We start from the raw sequence: 15867 nt of genomic DNA, 5'->3' as shown, positions 1-15867 counted from the left end.
ATACCTGTGGAACGGCGGATGCTATCCCGATGGAGGTAGCAGCAGCGTCCTGGTTGTGGGATGGAAGAGGCAGATATCATCTGGATGAAGGCCGATCTCTATGTGCGTGCCGGCCTGGAGTGAAGGATGATAGATATCTTTCAGCTCAGCGACCAGGTTGGTCTGTTGTCCCACGCGGAGTTGCATGGTCCATTTCCCCATTAAGTGATCAATATGGGTGATCTGCGTTGGTATGTGTATGTATCCACTGGCATCGAGCAATGAAGGAGTCCAGGTTGAGAGAATGGTATTTGGGCGAATGCCGAGAATGACGCCAGCTTGATTGGCGAGTTGAGCGAGCGGCGCTTGCCATGCTGGTGGCAAGATAAAGCTGAACCCATCGGCTTGAATGAGATAGCCGGTATCCGTGGCGTGCACGGATGCGGGAACCTGATTGAACCTGGGTTGATGCAGGTATTCGGCCACAAAGAGATTGGCCGGTCGGCGCAAAACCTCCTCCGGTGCCCCTATCTGCTGAATGCGTCCCTGGTGAATGAGGGCCAGCCGGGTCGCGATGGTCAGGGCGCTGGTAGGATGTTGTGTCGCGTAGATGCTGATCGCTCCCTTGAGACGATGTACCATCTGTATGGCCTGCTGAGCGCGATGGTGGGTATGTGGATCAAGTTGTGCTAGTGGCTCATCGAAGAGATAAAGATCAGCATCTCTGACCATAGCCTTCGCGATCATGACCCGTTGTATCTCCCCTCCCGAAAGCTGCCTCATGTGCATTTTCTGAAGATGCTGTAGCTCTAGAATCTCCAGGGCGCTCTGTACCTGCTGGTCGACCATTTTCTTTGACTGGCGCCGGAAGCGCAGCGACTGCGCAATATTGTCATAAACGCTTAGCTTATAGGCGACCCCATATTTGTGCGACACCAGCGCCACCTTGCGTGCTCCTCCTTCCCTCTCCCCTATATTGACACCATTGAGCAAGATCGCACCTGAGTCCGGCCTCTCAAGCCCGCTGAGCAAACGAAACAGCGTTGTCTTGCCGCTATTGGAGGGTCCCGCCAGAACCAGGAAGTCATTGTTGTGCAAGCTAAAGCTTGTGTGGTCGAGCGCTATTGTTGTCCCGAAGCATTTCACGACATCCTGCACGTCCAGCATATTCATCACCTGTGGTCTCCCTTGATTCAGGTATGCTTTGATGAGCTTTCATCCGATCTGAGTCACAATACAAGCGAATGGCCCTATAATACAAGAATATAGTATAAATTAGGAGACGTCCCATATTGATTTTTGGGCATGAAGTGTGCCGCTCGGGGTACTATCGTTCTATATCTTTATGGGCTACTATAGGCTACTTTTCTAGTCAAATTGCTATTGGTGAGCCGACAATGTTATTGTAATCAGAAAGCATCTTGTGTCTTTTTCTGTAATATGCTTAGTATCTCTATCTAAGGCTAGCAAGTTGACGAAATTTGGATTGATTGAGAATGATGGATGAGAAAAATACCAAAGAGATGACCGGTACGCTGGCATTTGATGAGGAGCGGAACTGTCTGCTGTTAGACGGACATGAATTGTCTAGCGGCGAGAATATAGAAATTCATGTCTTTGGCTCCTGGATACCGGGCCATGTCGCTATAGATGCGGCCGGCTGGTACCTGGTGACGCTTGACCAGGTCGGCATACGATTGCACTCTGGACTACTGGCACGCTCCTGCGACTTTCGCTTTTCGCCACAGGTCGTAGCGCAGCCCGTTTCACAGCAGCAGCAACCAACACCCAATATTTTGATTGTGGATGATGATCCCGCTCTGCTGCACGCACTGCCCAGAACTATTTCATTGCGCCTGCCGCACGTGGATGTTTCCACCGCCCAGTCTGCCCAAATGGCGCTGCAGTTATTGAAGGAAAAGCGCTACGATGCCATCGTGAGCGATATCAAGATGCCAGAGATGGATGGCCTGACGCTACTGTCGAAAATCCGCGAGTCCCAGCCCGAGACTCCCACCATCCTGATTACCGGCCATGGAGAACACAACCTGGCGATCCAGGCTCTACGTGGGGGCGCCTATGATTATATCCAGAAGCCCATTGAGCGCGATAACTTTGTCGCCGCCTTGCTGCGCGCCATCCAGACCTGTCAATTGCGTCGCCAGGTACAGGAACAACAGCAGGCGTTGGAGCTTTACACGCGTTCTCTGGAGCGGCTGGTGCAGCAACGCACAGAAGAACTGGCCGAGGCACATACCACCAAAGATAAAGTGATCAGCCTGGTATCGCAGGAGCTCAAAGAGCCGATCACGCGGCTCAAGAGTTTGACCCAGCTTTTACGCCAGAAACTGGAGGGCAGCGAACTCTCCGAGATCGTGACCAGGAGCTTTAGTACCATTGAGGAGTCGATTGAGCGGACCGAGGCGCTGGTGCATGAGCTCCTCAACACTTCCAGCATAGAGACGCAACGCTTCATCCTGCGCCGACAACGCTGTGACCTGGCCCGTCTCTGCCATCGTATCTTGCAGGAAGAGACCTCCGATACCGATATGCAGCTTGATCATCAGGGTCTGGCCGGACCATTGGAGGTGGAAGTAGACGAGAAGCAGATTCGCCAGGTATTGAGCACGCTCATCGAGGGTACTCAGAGCTCGATCCGCCAGCAATACCCTACCACCATTACGTTGCAGCAGGTGGGCACAGAAGCTATTCTCACCCTGCGCGACCAGGGCGCGCATTCACTGGGCGCGGGCTTCTACATCGCGCGCAAGATAGTGGAGCGCCACAATGGGCACATGGAAATTCAAAATTTTCCGGAAGATCGGCGCGCGCTTTTTATGAAGCTGCCTCTCTCTGAAGATAATTATGTGCAGCGCCAGGAGACATCGTCTCCTATCCCACAAACCCACGCCATCTGGACCATCAGCTGTGGCGGTAGTGGCGCCTTAGCCTGAAAGTCTCGGGCCTTATCTTCCCTTTATACATGAGGTCATCTGTTTATCTTTATCATCCGTTTCTTATATATATAGTATTCGCTTTGGTTCTCTAAACACATTGCGCAACATATGTGCTATGAGCCCGCGTTCCTGATATTGCGATAACTATAAAAAACGTTGCAATGAAGCAAAAAAACAATAGATGAAATGGATGACCGGGATGATTAGACGAAAGAGCACGCGTCAACTGGAACGGATTACGCGTGAGAAATTTGGCTATGAAGAGCTACGGCCTGGGCAGGCGTCGGCGATCCGTTCGATTTTAGACGGTCACGACACCATCGCTATTCTACCTACCGGGCTGGGCAAATCCTTGATTTACCAGGTGACTGCTCTGCTGCTGAAGGGTCCGGCAATTATTGTTTCGCCTTTGATCGCACTGCAGCGCGACCAGGTAGAAGCTATCGAGGATCTCAATGTGGGAAACGCGGCCTCAATCAACTCAACGATGCGTGATGCTGAGCGTGAAGGAGTGCTAGAGCGGCTCAAAAAGCGTGAGCTCAACTTCCTATTCCTGGCCCCGGAACAATTCAATAACGAAGATATGCTTGAGCAGTTAAGGGCTGCGCAGCCAGCCCTCTTCGTTATTGACGAGGCCCACTGCATCAGTGAATGGGGCCATGACTTCCGACCCGAGTATCTGCGCCTGAGCTCTGTTATCCAGGCCCTCGGCCATCCAACAGTGGTCGCCCTGACCGCGACCGCCGCGCCTCTGGTGCGTGAAGAGATCATCGAACGCCTGCAGATGAATGATCCGCAAATCGTTGTTCAGGGATTTGACCGACCCAATATCTGGCTGGGTGTTGAGAAGTTTCGGAGTGAGGCGGATAAGAGGAATGCCCTGCTGGAACGCGTTCTGGAAAGCGAACGGCCCGGGATCATCTATACTGCGACGCGCAAACACTCCGAGGAGATCGCCAGGGCACTCTGCGAACGAGGGGTCAAAGCGGCTTTCTATCATGCGGGAATGCGTGCGGTCGATCGTGAGCAGGTACAGCATCAGTTTATGGATGACGAGATCGAGGTCATCGTCGCCACGGTAGCCTTTGGCATGGGCATTGATAAGCCGAATGTGCGCTTCGTCTATCACTACGATATCAGTGACTCGCTGGATTCGTACTATCAGGAGGTTGGGCGAGCGGGCCGTGATGGTCTTCCGGCCAGGGCTATTCTGTTCTATCGCACCGAAGACCTGCGTATTCATCGCTTCTTTGCCGGTGCTGGCCGCATCGATATCGACCAGGTGGAGCTGGTCGCGCGCGTCATTCAAGAGCAGATCGAGCCAGTAACCCTGCAAGAACTCTCGGAAGAGACCCATCTCTCGCGTTCAAAGCTGGCCGAAGCTCTGACCCGGCTGGAAGAGAGCGGGGCTATCACTACACTACCTACCGGTGAAGTGATGTCTAAAGGCATCATCGAGAATATTGATGAAGTGACGCAGGGGGCAATGGAGGCGCACCACTCACGGCGCGCGTTTGATCGTTCGCGTATCGAGATGATCCGTTGTTATGCTGAAGTTGGGGATTGCCGCCGTGAATACCTCTTAAACTACTTTGGTGAGAACATGGAAGACCCCCCTGCCACAACTGTGATAACTGCGATGCTGGCATCACCGTGGTTGATGGCCTGCAGCAGCCTTTCCCGATCAACAGCAAAGTCATGCATAAGAGCTGGGGTGATGGCCTGGTATTGCGTTACGAAGGCGACAAAATGGTGGTCCTCTTCAATGAAGTTGGCTACAAAACCCTGTTTGTTGACCTGGTCGTGGAGCGCGGCTTGCTTGCCAGTTTATCTTGAATCAAGATATTCTTTCACTTTTTCCATTTGTCCGGCGTCTCATATGATAGGGAATGTTTTTTTCTCGATAGCTCAACCCATGTCAGAACGACAATCGTTGATAGCAAGGAGACGTATGATTTGAAGGAGTATCTCTTAGATGTACAGGACCTGAAGACATACTTCAAAACCAGGGCTGGCTACGTGCATGCTGTGGATGGCGTCAGTTTTGCGGTCCGGCCTGGTGAGAAGGTAGCGCTGGTAGGAGAGAGTGGTTGCGGCAAAAGCGTGACCGCCCTCTCGATTATGCGCCTGGTGCCTCAGCCGCCGGGCGAGTATATAGGCGGAGAGGTTTTTTTCGCCGGACAGAACCTGCTGGATTTGCCCGAGAAGACCATGCGTGGCATTCGCGGTGGGCAGATCGGCATGATTTTTCAGGACCCCATGGCCTGTTTGAATCCCACCATGACGATCGGCAAGCAGATCGCCGAAGGGTTACGCATCCATCTGAAGCTGGGAAGTGGTGAGGCGCGCAGGCGGGCTATTGAGCTACTGGAGCAGGTAGGCATTCCAGATCCTCAGCATCGCATAGACGCCTTTCCGCACCAGTTCAGCGGCGGCATGCGCCAGCGTGTGATGATCGCCATCGCTCTGGCCTGCAATCCTCGCCTGCTGATCGCCGATGAGCCCACAACCGCCCTCGACGTGACCGTGCAGGCCCAGATCCTCGAATTGATCAGTGGGGTCTGTAAAGACCTGGGCACCTCACTTATTTTGATTACCCATGACCTGGGAGTTGTGGCGGGGATCGCCGATCGCGTGGTCGTGATGTACGCGGGGAAAGTGGTGGAAGAGGGGCCGACCGACGAGCTCTTTGCCAATCCACGCCATCCCTATACCCTGGGCCTGCTCTCTTCGGTGCCGCGCCTGGACGAAGCACGGCAGCAGGAACTCAATACAATCGAGGGTTCACCACCTGATCTACTGCGACCTCCCACGGGCTGTCCTTTTATGCCTCGTTGCTCATTTGCGCGCGCGGCCTGCCGGGAAATGCCCCCGTTAGAAGCATTGACCGACCAGTCGGCTCATCGTAAAGCCTGCTGGGCTGACGTGACCGATCCCAAACAGCAGAGCATGGCGCGGCAGCGTCAACAGGCGCGACGCCAGGCTTTACAGACGACGTTTCAAACCGCTGGTGAGAAGGTCTCGCAGGGATGATAGTCATTTATAGGCTGAAAGGAGGTCGCGGTGATGGCCGAGACAGTAGTGGGTAGCAAGGTGTTGCTCGATGTGCGCAACCTGAAGATGTATTTTCCGGTGACCCGGGGCATTATTTTCCAGCGCACCGTCGGAAACGTACAGGCGGTCGACGACGTAAGCTTTAGCATTGAGCGCGGTCAAACGCTGGGCCTGGTGGGTGAAAGTGGCTCCGGAAAAACCACGATTGGCCGCTCGATTGTCCGTTTATATAAGCCGACCGCCGGCCAGGTGCTTTTTGATGGTCAGGACCTGGTAACGATGGATAGCGAGGCCCTGTGGAAGATGCGCAGGCAGGTCCAGATGATTTTTCAGGACCCCTTTGCCTCCCTCAATCCCCGTTTTACGATTGGCTCGTTGATCGCCGAGCCCATGCATATTTATCAGATGGGGAGCAAGCAGGAGATTCGCACCCGGACGGAAGAGTTATTGCGCCTGGTTGGACTGCGTTCTGAATATATCGATCGCTATCCCCATGAATTCAGTGGGGGGCAGCGCCAGCGCATCGCGGTGGCGCGCGCCCTGGCGCTGAATCCCGAGCTTATTATCGCTGATGAGCCGGTCTCCGCGCTCGATGTCTCGGTGCGGGCGCAGGTCCTGAATCTGCTGCAGAGTCTGCAGCGCCGCTTTAATCTGACCTATCTGTTTGTCTCGCACGATCTGAGCGTTGTCCGCCACGTGGCGGACCGTGTGGCCGTTATGTACCTGGGCAGAATCGTCGAGCTGGCCGATCGCGATGAGCTCTACGTCGCTCCCAAACATCCCTACACGCGTGCCTTACTCTCGGCGGTTCCCATTCCGGATCCACAAATTGAGAAAAAGCGGCAGCGCATCATTCTGACCGGTGACCTGCCCAGTCCTATGCACATGCCATCGGGTTGCCGTTTCCATACGCGTTGCCCTATGGCGCAGAAGATATGTCGCGAGGTGGAGCCCGCATTCGAAGCCAAGGAAGGTCATGAACACTACGCGGCCTGCCACTTCTCCGACCAGGTAACTGCTCCGGTCGCAAATGAAGTTGTAAGGGAGTAGGTAGACAGTCGTGATGAGGTTCTCTGCCGCTGTGAAGCGTGCGCACATATAAATGTATCAGAGCGGTGGAGAATTCATTGACAAGTGGCTGTGCTCGGCTTTATGCTATCCTGGTAGAGCATAGTGAGTAATGCTATCCCATACTAGTTCAACATAGAGGCCAGCGAGGTTTGCATGACGTATTTTCGTAGCTATGGTGTCCAGTTTACGTATATGATTTTGTCGGTTGTTGGTGTAGCTATCTCCATTTATCTGACGATCGCCCACTATGATAAAGTGCCGGTTGTTTGTTCCACCAGTGGCATCGTCAACTGTGAACGGGTACTTTCGAGCTCATTCTCGGTTGTGCCGGGTACAGCTATCCCCATCTCCGTGCCTGGCCTGCTCTGGTTTCTGGTGAGCGGCGCCCTGGCCTTTGCCAACTGGAAGATCTGGCCGCAGGAGCGCCTGCTTAAAGTCGTGGAAGCGATCTGGTTCGCCACCGGTGTGCTGACTGCCCTCTACCTGGTCTATGCCGAACTGGTTTACCTGCATAACATCTGCGCCTGGTGTACGGTTCTCCACATCATCATGCTGGTCATGTTCCTGGTTGCTGTATTTCAGTTAACGCGGTCACAGGACTATGACGAGGATTATTATGAGGACGAAGGGGAAGCCGAAGTGCCCCAGGTGAGCCGGCGCGCGAATTAATAAAAGCGCCCGAAAGCGGCGCACCTACTACGGTGTTGCATTGTTATGAGGCGATAGTGATGTGGTCGCCGGCGCGTACAGCTCCGCCATGCAAGATGCGGGCCATAATGCCGGCTTTAAAGCGTTTTTTGCCCTGTTCCCTGGTCGTTACTGCCTGCAGGAGGTCGGGATGCATGCCATTTAACTGCTTGCAGGGAGTGCGTACCTCAGTAACCTCTAAGAGGACATCTCCGATCAAGAGCTGTGTGCCGATAGCCAGCAGCATCAATGGCAGCCCCTGAACAGTCATGTTCTCGCCCATCGAGCCTGGACCCAGCTGGATGTCTTGTTGTTCGATATCCTGGTAGGCCTGGGCATCGACGAGCAATACCTGGCGCAGATTTGGTCGATCAGGGTATTTTCTGGCCAGGTAGCGGTGTCGGACAAGTTTTCCGGCGTGATAATCCCCCTCTACTCCCAGGTCATCCAACAGCTGAATCTCATCCACGACCGGCTTAGGAAGCCCGGGTTGAGGATTGCGGCATACCGCGATCACCGTCCCTGTCTGTATATTGCTCGTCATAATGTATGAACTACTTACCTACTCCCATTTAAAGGTACGGATCGCGACCAGCAGGATCACGATAGCCCAGAAGGCTAGCAGCAGAATGGGATAGAGTGGGAAGCTGCCGTGGCTGGACATCGTTTGTTGCAGGGCCTGCGTGAGCGCTGAGGCTGGTAGCAGCTGGGCAAGAGCCGCGATCGGCGCCGGCAGATGGTCCAGTGGCAGGATGCCACCACCCAGCAGGATGAAGATCAAAAACAGCGCGTTCGCTCCGGCCAGCGTCATCTCCGCGCGGAGCGCGCCCGCCATCGCCAGCCCCAGAGACGCGAAGGTGATGGTGCCCAGGGCGATCGAGAGCAGAGCGAAAGGCAGCGAGCCGACCGGGCGCCAGCCATAGAGCGCCATCGCCACGCCAACCAGCAGCAAGACTTGCACCACTTCCAGAACCAGAATCGAGATAATCTTGGCGATAATAAGTCCGCTGCGGGATAGTGGGGAGCTGCCCAGACGCTTGAGCACGCCATAGTAACGTTCATAGGCGGTCGCGATGCCCAGATTGACCATGCCAGCGGCCATAATAGCGATCGCCAGGATGCCCGGTAGCAGGAACGATGCCGCGTTCTCGCCTGGACCAACAGGAATGATGCGCAGCGAGGCGAAGAAAATGAGCAGCATTACAGGAATGATCAGTGTGACCAGCACGTTTTCTCCGCGCCTGCTGGTGAGCAATAGTTCGAACTGCGTCTGCTTGAGAATCTGACGTCCCGTTGAGGCAGGCGCATTGCTACACTGAACTTTTGCCGTATCTGTCGTTAATGATGAATGTGTGGCCATGATGTTAATCTCGTACCTCTGATCCAGTTAAGCGTAAGAAGAGATCCTCCAGTGAGCCGTGGCCTACACGTAGCTCAGAGAGAGCGATGTTTTGATCTCGTAGCCAGGTAGTCAACTCCACCAGGAGTGCTGGAATATTATCGGACTCAATGACGTAGCTACCGGCCCGCACCTCTTCCGCGCTTTTCGCCGCCGGTAGTGCCGCCAGTCGCGTACAGTCCAGTCCTTCGGGCGCCACGAAGCGCACGATATTGGCGTTCTGGCCGCCGGTGAGATTGCCCGGTGTATCCATAGCGATCAACTGACCATGATCGATAATGGCGACGCGATCAGCCAGTCGCTCCGCCTCATCCATCAGGTGGGTGGTGAGCAGGATGGTTACGCTACTACGCTTCAGTTCGCGCACAATCTCCCAGGTCGTCTGGCGCGCCTGGGGATCCATGCCCGCCGTAGGCTCATCCAGAAAGACCAGTTCAGGGTTGCCGATCAGGGCTACCGCCAGTGCCAGGCGGCGTTTCTGTCCGCCCGAAAGACGGCGACAACGTGTTTTGGCCGCCGAGGTCAGCCCCACGCGTTCCAATAGCGCATCCACCGCCTGTGGCTGCGCATAGTAGCCGGCGAAAAGACTGAGCACCTCGCGGGCCGTCAGAGCCGGATAGAGGCCATCTTGCTGCAGCATGACCCCGATGCGTGGTTTTAACGCCTGCGCCTGGCGCACGGGATCGAGTCCCAGCACTCTAATCGTCCCCTCGTCGGGAGTCCGATAGCCCTCCAGGGTCTCAACCGTTGTCGTTTTGCCTGCGCCATTAGGGCCCAGCAGCGCGAACACCTCGCCGGGCTGAACCTGAAATTGTAAATGATTGACGACGCGATGCGCGCCGTAGCTTTTGCTGAAATTCTCAACGACGATGGCCGCGCCATCTGACGATTGCGGCTGTACCATATGTGTCGTTGTCTGCGTGTGAGCAGACATAAGAGCTACTCCTTAATATGCAACCATTTCATGGGCGCGACCTGAAACACAGCGCACAGGATCGCGTCAACCAGAAAGTAAGAAATCCTCTGTATAAAGTACAGCAGTTTTGGTCAGATGACAAGCGTAGCCTTAGGATCGTACATCTATTTTGGTTTGTGAAACGTATATAAAGTGGTTACATAAAGAATGTTTCCACAAGTCATAATCGGAAAATACATTTTTGTCAGTCTTAACCTTTTTTGTCAAAGGAGATACATCATGGTTGGTTTACTTTGGGCAGTAGCGGTTGTATTGTTCATCCTCTGGCTGCTTGGATTTCTCGTCCTGCACGTCTCCAGCGCATTGATTCACATTCTGCTGGTCATCGCCGTTGTCGTTATCATCTACAACCTGGTGATGGGTTCACGTGGTCGCCGCACCCTATAACTCTTAGTAAGCGGCCATACAGATAGAAAAAGCTCCTCCGGCTATTTTATACGGGAGAGCTTTTTTCTTTATAGTTGTGCTGAATAGCGTTATACCCTGATTACCCGCAGCTAAATAGGCCATATGTTAAAGTCAGCCATGGGTATGAGATTATCTATTTGACGACCTCCAATTATAGATGTTACACTATCAAAAATTATCGAGTAAATTTGTCTTATAAGCAGTGCAGGTACTTGCCTGTTTTACCCGCCAAGGGACCAGTACACGTTAATAATGTGTGCTGGTGTTTTTTATAAGGAGGATGTCTTAAACCATGTCTCTGGCACAAAACCCGGACTCCTTTGCCCAGAAGTTTGCTAAAGAAGGCCTCACGTTTGATGATGTGTTGATCATTCCCGCCGCATCTTCAGTTCTTCCCCGCGAAGTTTCCACCCAGACACGATTCACCCGTACAATATCCCTCAATATTCCGATCGTTAGTGCCGCTATGGATACAGTCACTGAAGCCCGTATGGCCATTGCTCTAGCGCGTGAAGGTGGTATTGGTGTTATACATAGTAATGCGTCCATCGATTTCCAGGCTCAAGAGGTAGATAAGGTCAAGCGTTCTGAGTCTGGTATGATTACTGATCCAATCACGCTGGAACCTGACGCTGCTCTCAATGAAGCGCTACTGGTCATGAAGCGCTTCCATATCTCTGGTATTCCCATCACCGAAGAGGGAAAACTGGTAGGCATCCTGACGAACCGCGACATGCGCTTTGAAACGAATGTTGACCGTCCTATCGCCGATCTGATGACCCGTGAAAACCTCGTAACCGTCCCCGTTGGTACCACCCTGGAACAGGCCCGCGAAATCCTCCATCAAAGCAAAGTTGAAAAACTGCCCGTGGTTGATGAGCATGGCATGCTCAAAGGCCTGATTACCATGAAGGACATTCAGAAGAAGATTCTGTATCCCAATGCCGCCAAAGACGAATATGGTCGTCTGCGCGTGGCCGCCGCCGTTGGCGTGGGTCCCGATTCGTTAGATCGCTGTGCCGCGCTGGTGGAAGAGGGGGTCGACGCACTGGTAGTAGATACCTCGCATGGACATTCTCGCATGGTTGTGGAGCGAGTGGCCCAGATCAGCGACCGCTTCGGCAAGAAGGTTCAGCTGGTGGCTGGCAACGTCGTCACGGCCGAAGCCACCGAGGCCCTGATTCAGGCCGGAGTTGATGCCGTGAAGGTAGGTATCGGCGCGGGCTCCATCTGTACCACGCGTATTATCTCGGGTGTTGGTATGGCCCAGATTACCGCCATTTATGATTGTGCTGCCGTTGCTCGTCGCTACAACGTCCCCATCATCGGTGATGGTGGTATCCAGTATTCGGGTGATATCGCCAAAGCCATCGCCGCCGGTTCTGACAGCGTCATGCTGGGCAGCCTGCTGGCTGGTGTGGATGAGAGTCCAGGTGAATTGATGATCTCCCACGGTGAGCGCTTCAAAGATTACCGTGGCATGGGTTCGATCGGCGCCATGAAGCAGAGGAGCTATAGCAAGCACCGCTACTTCCAGGGCGAGGTCGACGAAACAGAACTGATCGCCGAAGGCATCGAGGCCCGCGTACCTTATAAAGGTATGCTGGGACCCCTGGTCTTCCAGCTGGTTGGTGGCCTGCGTCAGGCCATGGGTTATGCCGGATCGGCAACCATCAGCGACATGCAGAACTACGCGCAGTTTACCCGCATCACCAATGCTGGCCTGCGTGAAAGCCATCCCCATGACGTTATGATCACCAAAGAGGCGCCCAACTACGGCACCAAAAATCGCTAACAAGCGATCAAGTGGAATAAAAAGAAGGGGTATCTTTGCGATGCCTCCATAGGCGTCAAGTTAAGCAGAAAAAGTCGAGCTAGGCAAAAAATACTCCTGTGAGACGATGAAGGTTGTGAAACACACATCACCCACAGGAGTTTTCTTATGGAAAGTATAGCATCACTGAGCCAAGCGTTGCGGACTCTCTTTTTTGAAGATGCTACTCGCTTGGCGAAAGAGCAAAAAGTCATCAAGCGGCAGCGCTGTTTTTCTGCCACAAATCTCCTCCTCGTGCTGGTCCTGGGATGGTTTCAGCATCCACTGGCTGGTCCGAGTCAACTGGCACGCTTTGCTCACACCGCCGGCGTCAGCGTCAGTAAACAAGCTATTGTGGGGCGATTGAGCTTTCAAACAGCTTCCTGGCTTCGCAGTGTGTTGGAACAGGCAGTCTCAACACTGATCCTGGTTGCTCCTCTGACGCAAGGACTCCTAGCGCGCTTCCCCGCCGTCATTTTGGAAGATGCCTCTAGTGTACAATTGCCAGATGCGCTGGCATTCCTGTGGAAGGGATGTGGAGGCAGTGGCTCGGCCTCTTCGGTCAAGCTTGGGGTACGCTGGGATCTGCGTTCGGGGCAATTGCGGGGACCGCTGTTGCAAGATGGCAAAAGCCATGAAACGCACAATCCTGTGCACGCCCTTGCCCTTCCGGTCGGAGGCGTGTGGGTGGCCGATGCAGCCTATTACAGCTTACGCTATCTGCGTCAGTTGGCCCAGAGAGGCATCTTTTTTGTCATTCGTCCGCGTGGCGATCTGGCGGTCTCGACCCCTGATGGGAAACGTTTGCCCTTAGCGAGGTATCTGAGCCAGCAAACGGGAAAGGTCATTGATCTGTCCGTTCGTCTTGGTTCCATCCCGGCTTTGTGGTTACCGGCTCGTTTGGTGGCGTTGCCCGTGGCTCCCGAGGTCGCAGAGCAACGACGAGCGCATTTGGTAGAAAAGGCCAAAAACCAGGGACACACTCCCTCAGCTGAAGCGCTCGCTCTGGCTCCCTGGAATCTGCTCGTGACCACGATTCCGGCGACAGTGCTGCAAGCACAGGAAGTTCTGCTTCTGTATCGAGCGCGATGGCAGGTGGAGTTACTCTTCAAACTCTGGAAAAGCCATGGACAGGTGGATCAATGGAGCAGTGCCAATCCGCAGCAGATCTTATGTGAGTTCTATGCAAAGCTTCTTGCCATGCTGGTACAACATTGGGTCCTCATGGAGAGTTGTTGGGATGATCCTCATCGCAGTTGGATGCTCTCGGCAGATCTGTTGCGTGATCAGGTTTCCCTCTTCCTTCAAGGACTCCGAGGGCGGCTCCCTTTGGAGTACGTCTTGCAACTCATTCACGAGGCCCTGGCTGCTAGTGCTTCTATCCCAGCACGAACAACGTGCCCCAGCACTTCCCATCAGCTTCTTGATGGGGAGTATTGGGGCTTAACTTGACGCCTATGGGGGTATCTTTGCGATGCCTCTTCTTTTTAATGCCAGCATGGAGGCGCTGACGCCTCCAATCTCTTTTTTAATGCAGTGATGCAAAAAGTGCGTTTTGCGCACTTTTTGCATCACTGCATTAAACTTTTTAAGCGCCGAAGGCGCGAGATATGCCTATGAGGAAGCGTTCAGGAACTCAAAGAGTTCATCCCAGGGATATGGACCGGGGCAGAAGCTACGCATTACAGGATCCATCGAGCGATGGCCGGTAATGCCTCCGGATGCATTAGCTTTGCAGGTCGGGATCTGGTGGCGCTCACAGATATGCTGGATGAGGCGAAAGCTGACCTCCTTTTGAATCTGCGTGAGCTCGTCAGAGTTGTCGCGATGGGGTTTGACGTGTTCGATCGAGATGGTGACGTTGTTGGGATTGATGTCGCGCGTCCACCAGGGATCGTGTCCGGCAGTGACGCCGCCGTTGCCCCAGGCGCCATCGTGTTCACGCACCGATTGGACGATCACTCCATCACGCCCAACGGTATAGTGGGTGCTCACATCTGCCTGCTGAAAATAACGGCCAACCTCCTCGGCGCTGGAGAAGCCAGCGGTCCCATGGACGATGATCCAGCGAGGCGTATGCCCCGCCCGGCCAGGGAAATAATTTGGCGAAGGTAGCCATAAGGCCTCTGCCTCATCCATTTACAGCCTCCCATTAAACAAATATATACCGGCGCGATGCTTCTGGAGCGGAGGCGCCCCCGCATGCGCGGCCGCACCGTGTTTTATGAGGAGTTGGCACAGCGGTGACAGGTGGGTGCATTCGCACCCACCTGTCACCGCTGTGCCAACTCCTCATAAAATAAATTGAGCGCCGTAGGCGCGAAAGGTATGGTGTCGTACGTTCATAGAGAATATAATTGTAGCATATTGATGCGGTTGCTTAAAACGAAATGAGCTGCTGCCCTGGTCGAAAAGGGATAGGCGGGCAATACATGGGGAAGAGACGTTGTTTGTCTGATCGTGATTGATCGACATTAGCCAAGATGTCCCATATGATTGCGCCTCAATAGATCATACGCTAGAATAACTAGGGTCTTAGACTCACTACCAAGAACAAGATGGCAACCGACCAGTGCGGAGGAATGAATGGTTGATCTAAAACAAATGCTGAGCCGCTTCTTGGCGATTCCCGGCGTGCGGCAAGCGATCCTGGTTGGCCGAGACGGCCTGATGATCGAGGGCATGACTCGTGAAGGGAAAGACGACATGGAGGCGGTCGGCGCGATTACAACGACTGGCTTTAGTGCCGCCGAAGCATTGGGGCAGGAGATAGGGCGCGGAAGCACTGTAGGGTTGCTCTTAGAATACGAAAATGGGTTAGTGAGTGTTGATCCGCTGGGTGATTTTGCCCTGTTGGTCACACTATCAGACAATGCCTCGAATATTGGTCGCGTACGCCATCTGGTTAAAGCGAGCCGCAATGAAATTCTTGAGGCCCTAGATATAGCTTAGCGCAGCATAAAATGGTGTATTATACCTTATGCCAGACGTGTACACGGAGGGCGGCGCGTCCATGGAACAATTAACAAATCTTATCATTTCTGATCGCGAACTTGCTACAATTTCAGCTGTGTTGATGAAGTTGATGAATGACACCAATGCCACATCGGCCATGCTGCTGGATAAAAGTGGCCAGGTGGTTGCGGTGCAAGGCACAGGGACACGTCGCAACGCAACCACGCTTGGAGCTTTGCTGGCTGGTGTTTTTTCATCGTCACGTGAAGTTGCCAGGCTCCTGGATGAAAAGGACTTTCGCAATATTTTTCAACAGGGGGTGCAGGAAAACATCTACACCACCATGGTCGAAGAGCAATGGCTCCTGGTAATTATTTTCGATAAACTCACTCATATTGGCCTGGTCAAGGTTCTCTCGAAGAAGGCTTCTGATGAACTTGGGCGCATTCTGGAGCGTGTGCGTAACGATACCACGCGCACCAAATCTTCTGTGCTCAACCTTCAGTTTCGCTCATCCGTTGAAGATACCATCGATCTGCTTTTCCGCGATTAGAGGAACCTGTCTTTT

General features: G+C 53.8%; 15 protein-coding genes. 10 read left to right on the top strand and 5 right to left on the bottom strand.

Annotation, left to right across the window (positions count from 1 at the left end; genetic code table 11):
• Positions 1–21: 21 nt before the first annotated feature.
• On the bottom strand, positions 22–1152 hold the full coding sequence (locus AABA21_RS19230) for an ABC transporter ATP-binding protein (protein WP_338253031.1): 1131 nt from the start codon (positions 1150–1152) through the stop codon (positions 22–24).
• Between the two features lie 323 nt (positions 1153–1475).
• Between AABA21_RS19230 and AABA21_RS19225 the strand changes: the two genes are divergently transcribed.
• The 5 genes from AABA21_RS19225 (at position 1476) to AABA21_RS19205 (ending at position 7730) form a co-directional block, all read left to right on the top strand.
• The gene (locus AABA21_RS19225) at positions 1476–2933 is read left to right on the top strand and encodes a response regulator (protein WP_338253029.1); all 1458 of its coding nucleotides are present in this window, start codon (positions 1476–1478) and stop codon (positions 2931–2933) included.
• Between the two features lie 202 nt (positions 2934–3135).
• Entirely contained in the window at positions 3136–4896 is a 1761-nt protein-coding gene (locus tag AABA21_RS19220; RefSeq protein WP_338253028.1) for a RecQ family ATP-dependent DNA helicase, read from the top strand.
• Positions 4893–5969: an ABC transporter ATP-binding protein gene (locus AABA21_RS19215; protein ID WP_338253026.1), complete on the top strand. Its 1077-nt coding sequence runs from the start codon at positions 4893–4895 to the stop codon at positions 5967–5969. Before AABA21_RS19220 ends, AABA21_RS19215 begins: the two co-directional genes overlap by 4 nt.
• A gap of 33 nt (positions 5970–6002) precedes the next feature.
• Entirely contained in the window at positions 6003–7040 is a 1038-nt protein-coding gene (locus AABA21_RS19210; RefSeq protein WP_338253024.1) for an ABC transporter ATP-binding protein, read from the top strand.
• Between the two features lie 174 nt (positions 7041–7214).
• A complete protein-coding gene (locus AABA21_RS19205) occupies positions 7215–7730 on the top strand; it encodes a vitamin K epoxide reductase family protein (protein ID WP_338253022.1) in 516 nt (171 codons plus the stop codon).
• Positions 7731–7773: 43 nt separating this feature from the next.
• Here AABA21_RS19205 and AABA21_RS19200 read toward each other — a convergent pair whose 3' ends face one another.
• The 3 genes from AABA21_RS19200 to AABA21_RS19190 are packed head-to-tail and all read right to left on the bottom strand — an operon-like array spanning position 7774 to position 10081.
• Complete coding sequence (locus AABA21_RS19200; protein WP_338253020.1) at positions 7774–8292, bottom strand: MOSC domain-containing protein; 519 nt, start codon at positions 8290–8292, stop codon at positions 7774–7776.
• Between the two features lie 18 nt (positions 8293–8310).
• Positions 8311–9108, bottom strand: a complete 798-nt coding sequence (locus AABA21_RS19195) for an ABC transporter permease (RefSeq protein WP_338253018.1) — start codon at positions 9106–9108, stop codon at positions 8311–8313.
• Positions 9109–9112: 4 nt separating this feature from the next.
• Positions 9113–10081 carry an ABC transporter ATP-binding protein gene (locus AABA21_RS19190; RefSeq protein ID WP_338253016.1) on the bottom strand — a complete coding sequence of 323 codons (969 nt, stop codon included), beginning with the start codon at positions 10079–10081 and terminating at the stop codon, positions 9113–9115.
• A 261-nt stretch (positions 10082–10342) separates the two neighbouring features.
• On the opposite strand from AABA21_RS19190, the gene AABA21_RS19185 reads away from it, so the two are divergent.
• The 3 genes from AABA21_RS19185 to AABA21_RS19175 all read left to right on the top strand — a co-directional run bounded on the left by AABA21_RS19185 (position 10343) and on the right by AABA21_RS19175 (position 13796).
• Positions 10343–10510 (top strand): lmo0937 family membrane protein, encoded by a 168-nt coding sequence (locus AABA21_RS19185; RefSeq protein ID WP_126595054.1) that lies wholly within the window; start codon positions 10343–10345, stop codon positions 10508–10510.
• Positions 10511–10823: 313 nt separating this feature from the next.
• Complete coding sequence (guaB, locus tag AABA21_RS19180) at positions 10824–12326, top strand: IMP dehydrogenase (RefSeq protein WP_338253012.1); 1503 nt, start codon at positions 10824–10826, stop codon at positions 12324–12326.
• A gap of 147 nt (positions 12327–12473) precedes the next feature.
• Positions 12474–13796 (top strand): IS4 family transposase, encoded by a 1323-nt coding sequence (locus tag AABA21_RS19175; protein WP_338253010.1) that lies wholly within the window; start codon positions 12474–12476, stop codon positions 13794–13796.
• 162 nt (positions 13797–13958) lie between these two features.
• On the opposite strand, the gene AABA21_RS19170 is transcribed toward AABA21_RS19175, so the two are convergent.
• Entirely contained in the window at positions 13959–14483 is a 525-nt protein-coding gene (locus AABA21_RS19170; protein ID WP_338253008.1) for an N-acetylmuramoyl-L-alanine amidase, read from the bottom strand.
• 447 nt (positions 14484–14930) lie between these two features.
• Between AABA21_RS19170 and AABA21_RS19165 the strand changes: the two genes are divergently transcribed.
• Positions 14931–15296 carry a roadblock/LC7 domain-containing protein gene (locus AABA21_RS19165; protein ID WP_126595051.1) on the top strand — a complete coding sequence of 122 codons (366 nt, stop codon included), beginning with the start codon at positions 14931–14933 and terminating at the stop codon, positions 15294–15296.
• Between the two features lie 61 nt (positions 15297–15357).
• On the top strand, positions 15358–15852 hold the full coding sequence (locus AABA21_RS19160; protein ID WP_338253003.1) for a roadblock/LC7 domain-containing protein: 495 nt from the start codon (positions 15358–15360) through the stop codon (positions 15850–15852).
• The last annotated feature ends 15 nt before the right edge of the window (positions 15853–15867 follow it).

The organism is Dictyobacter halimunensis (assembly GCF_036245075.1).
Note: the sequence above shows the minus strand (reverse complement) of the source record. Positions and strands in the feature narration are given on the sequence as shown.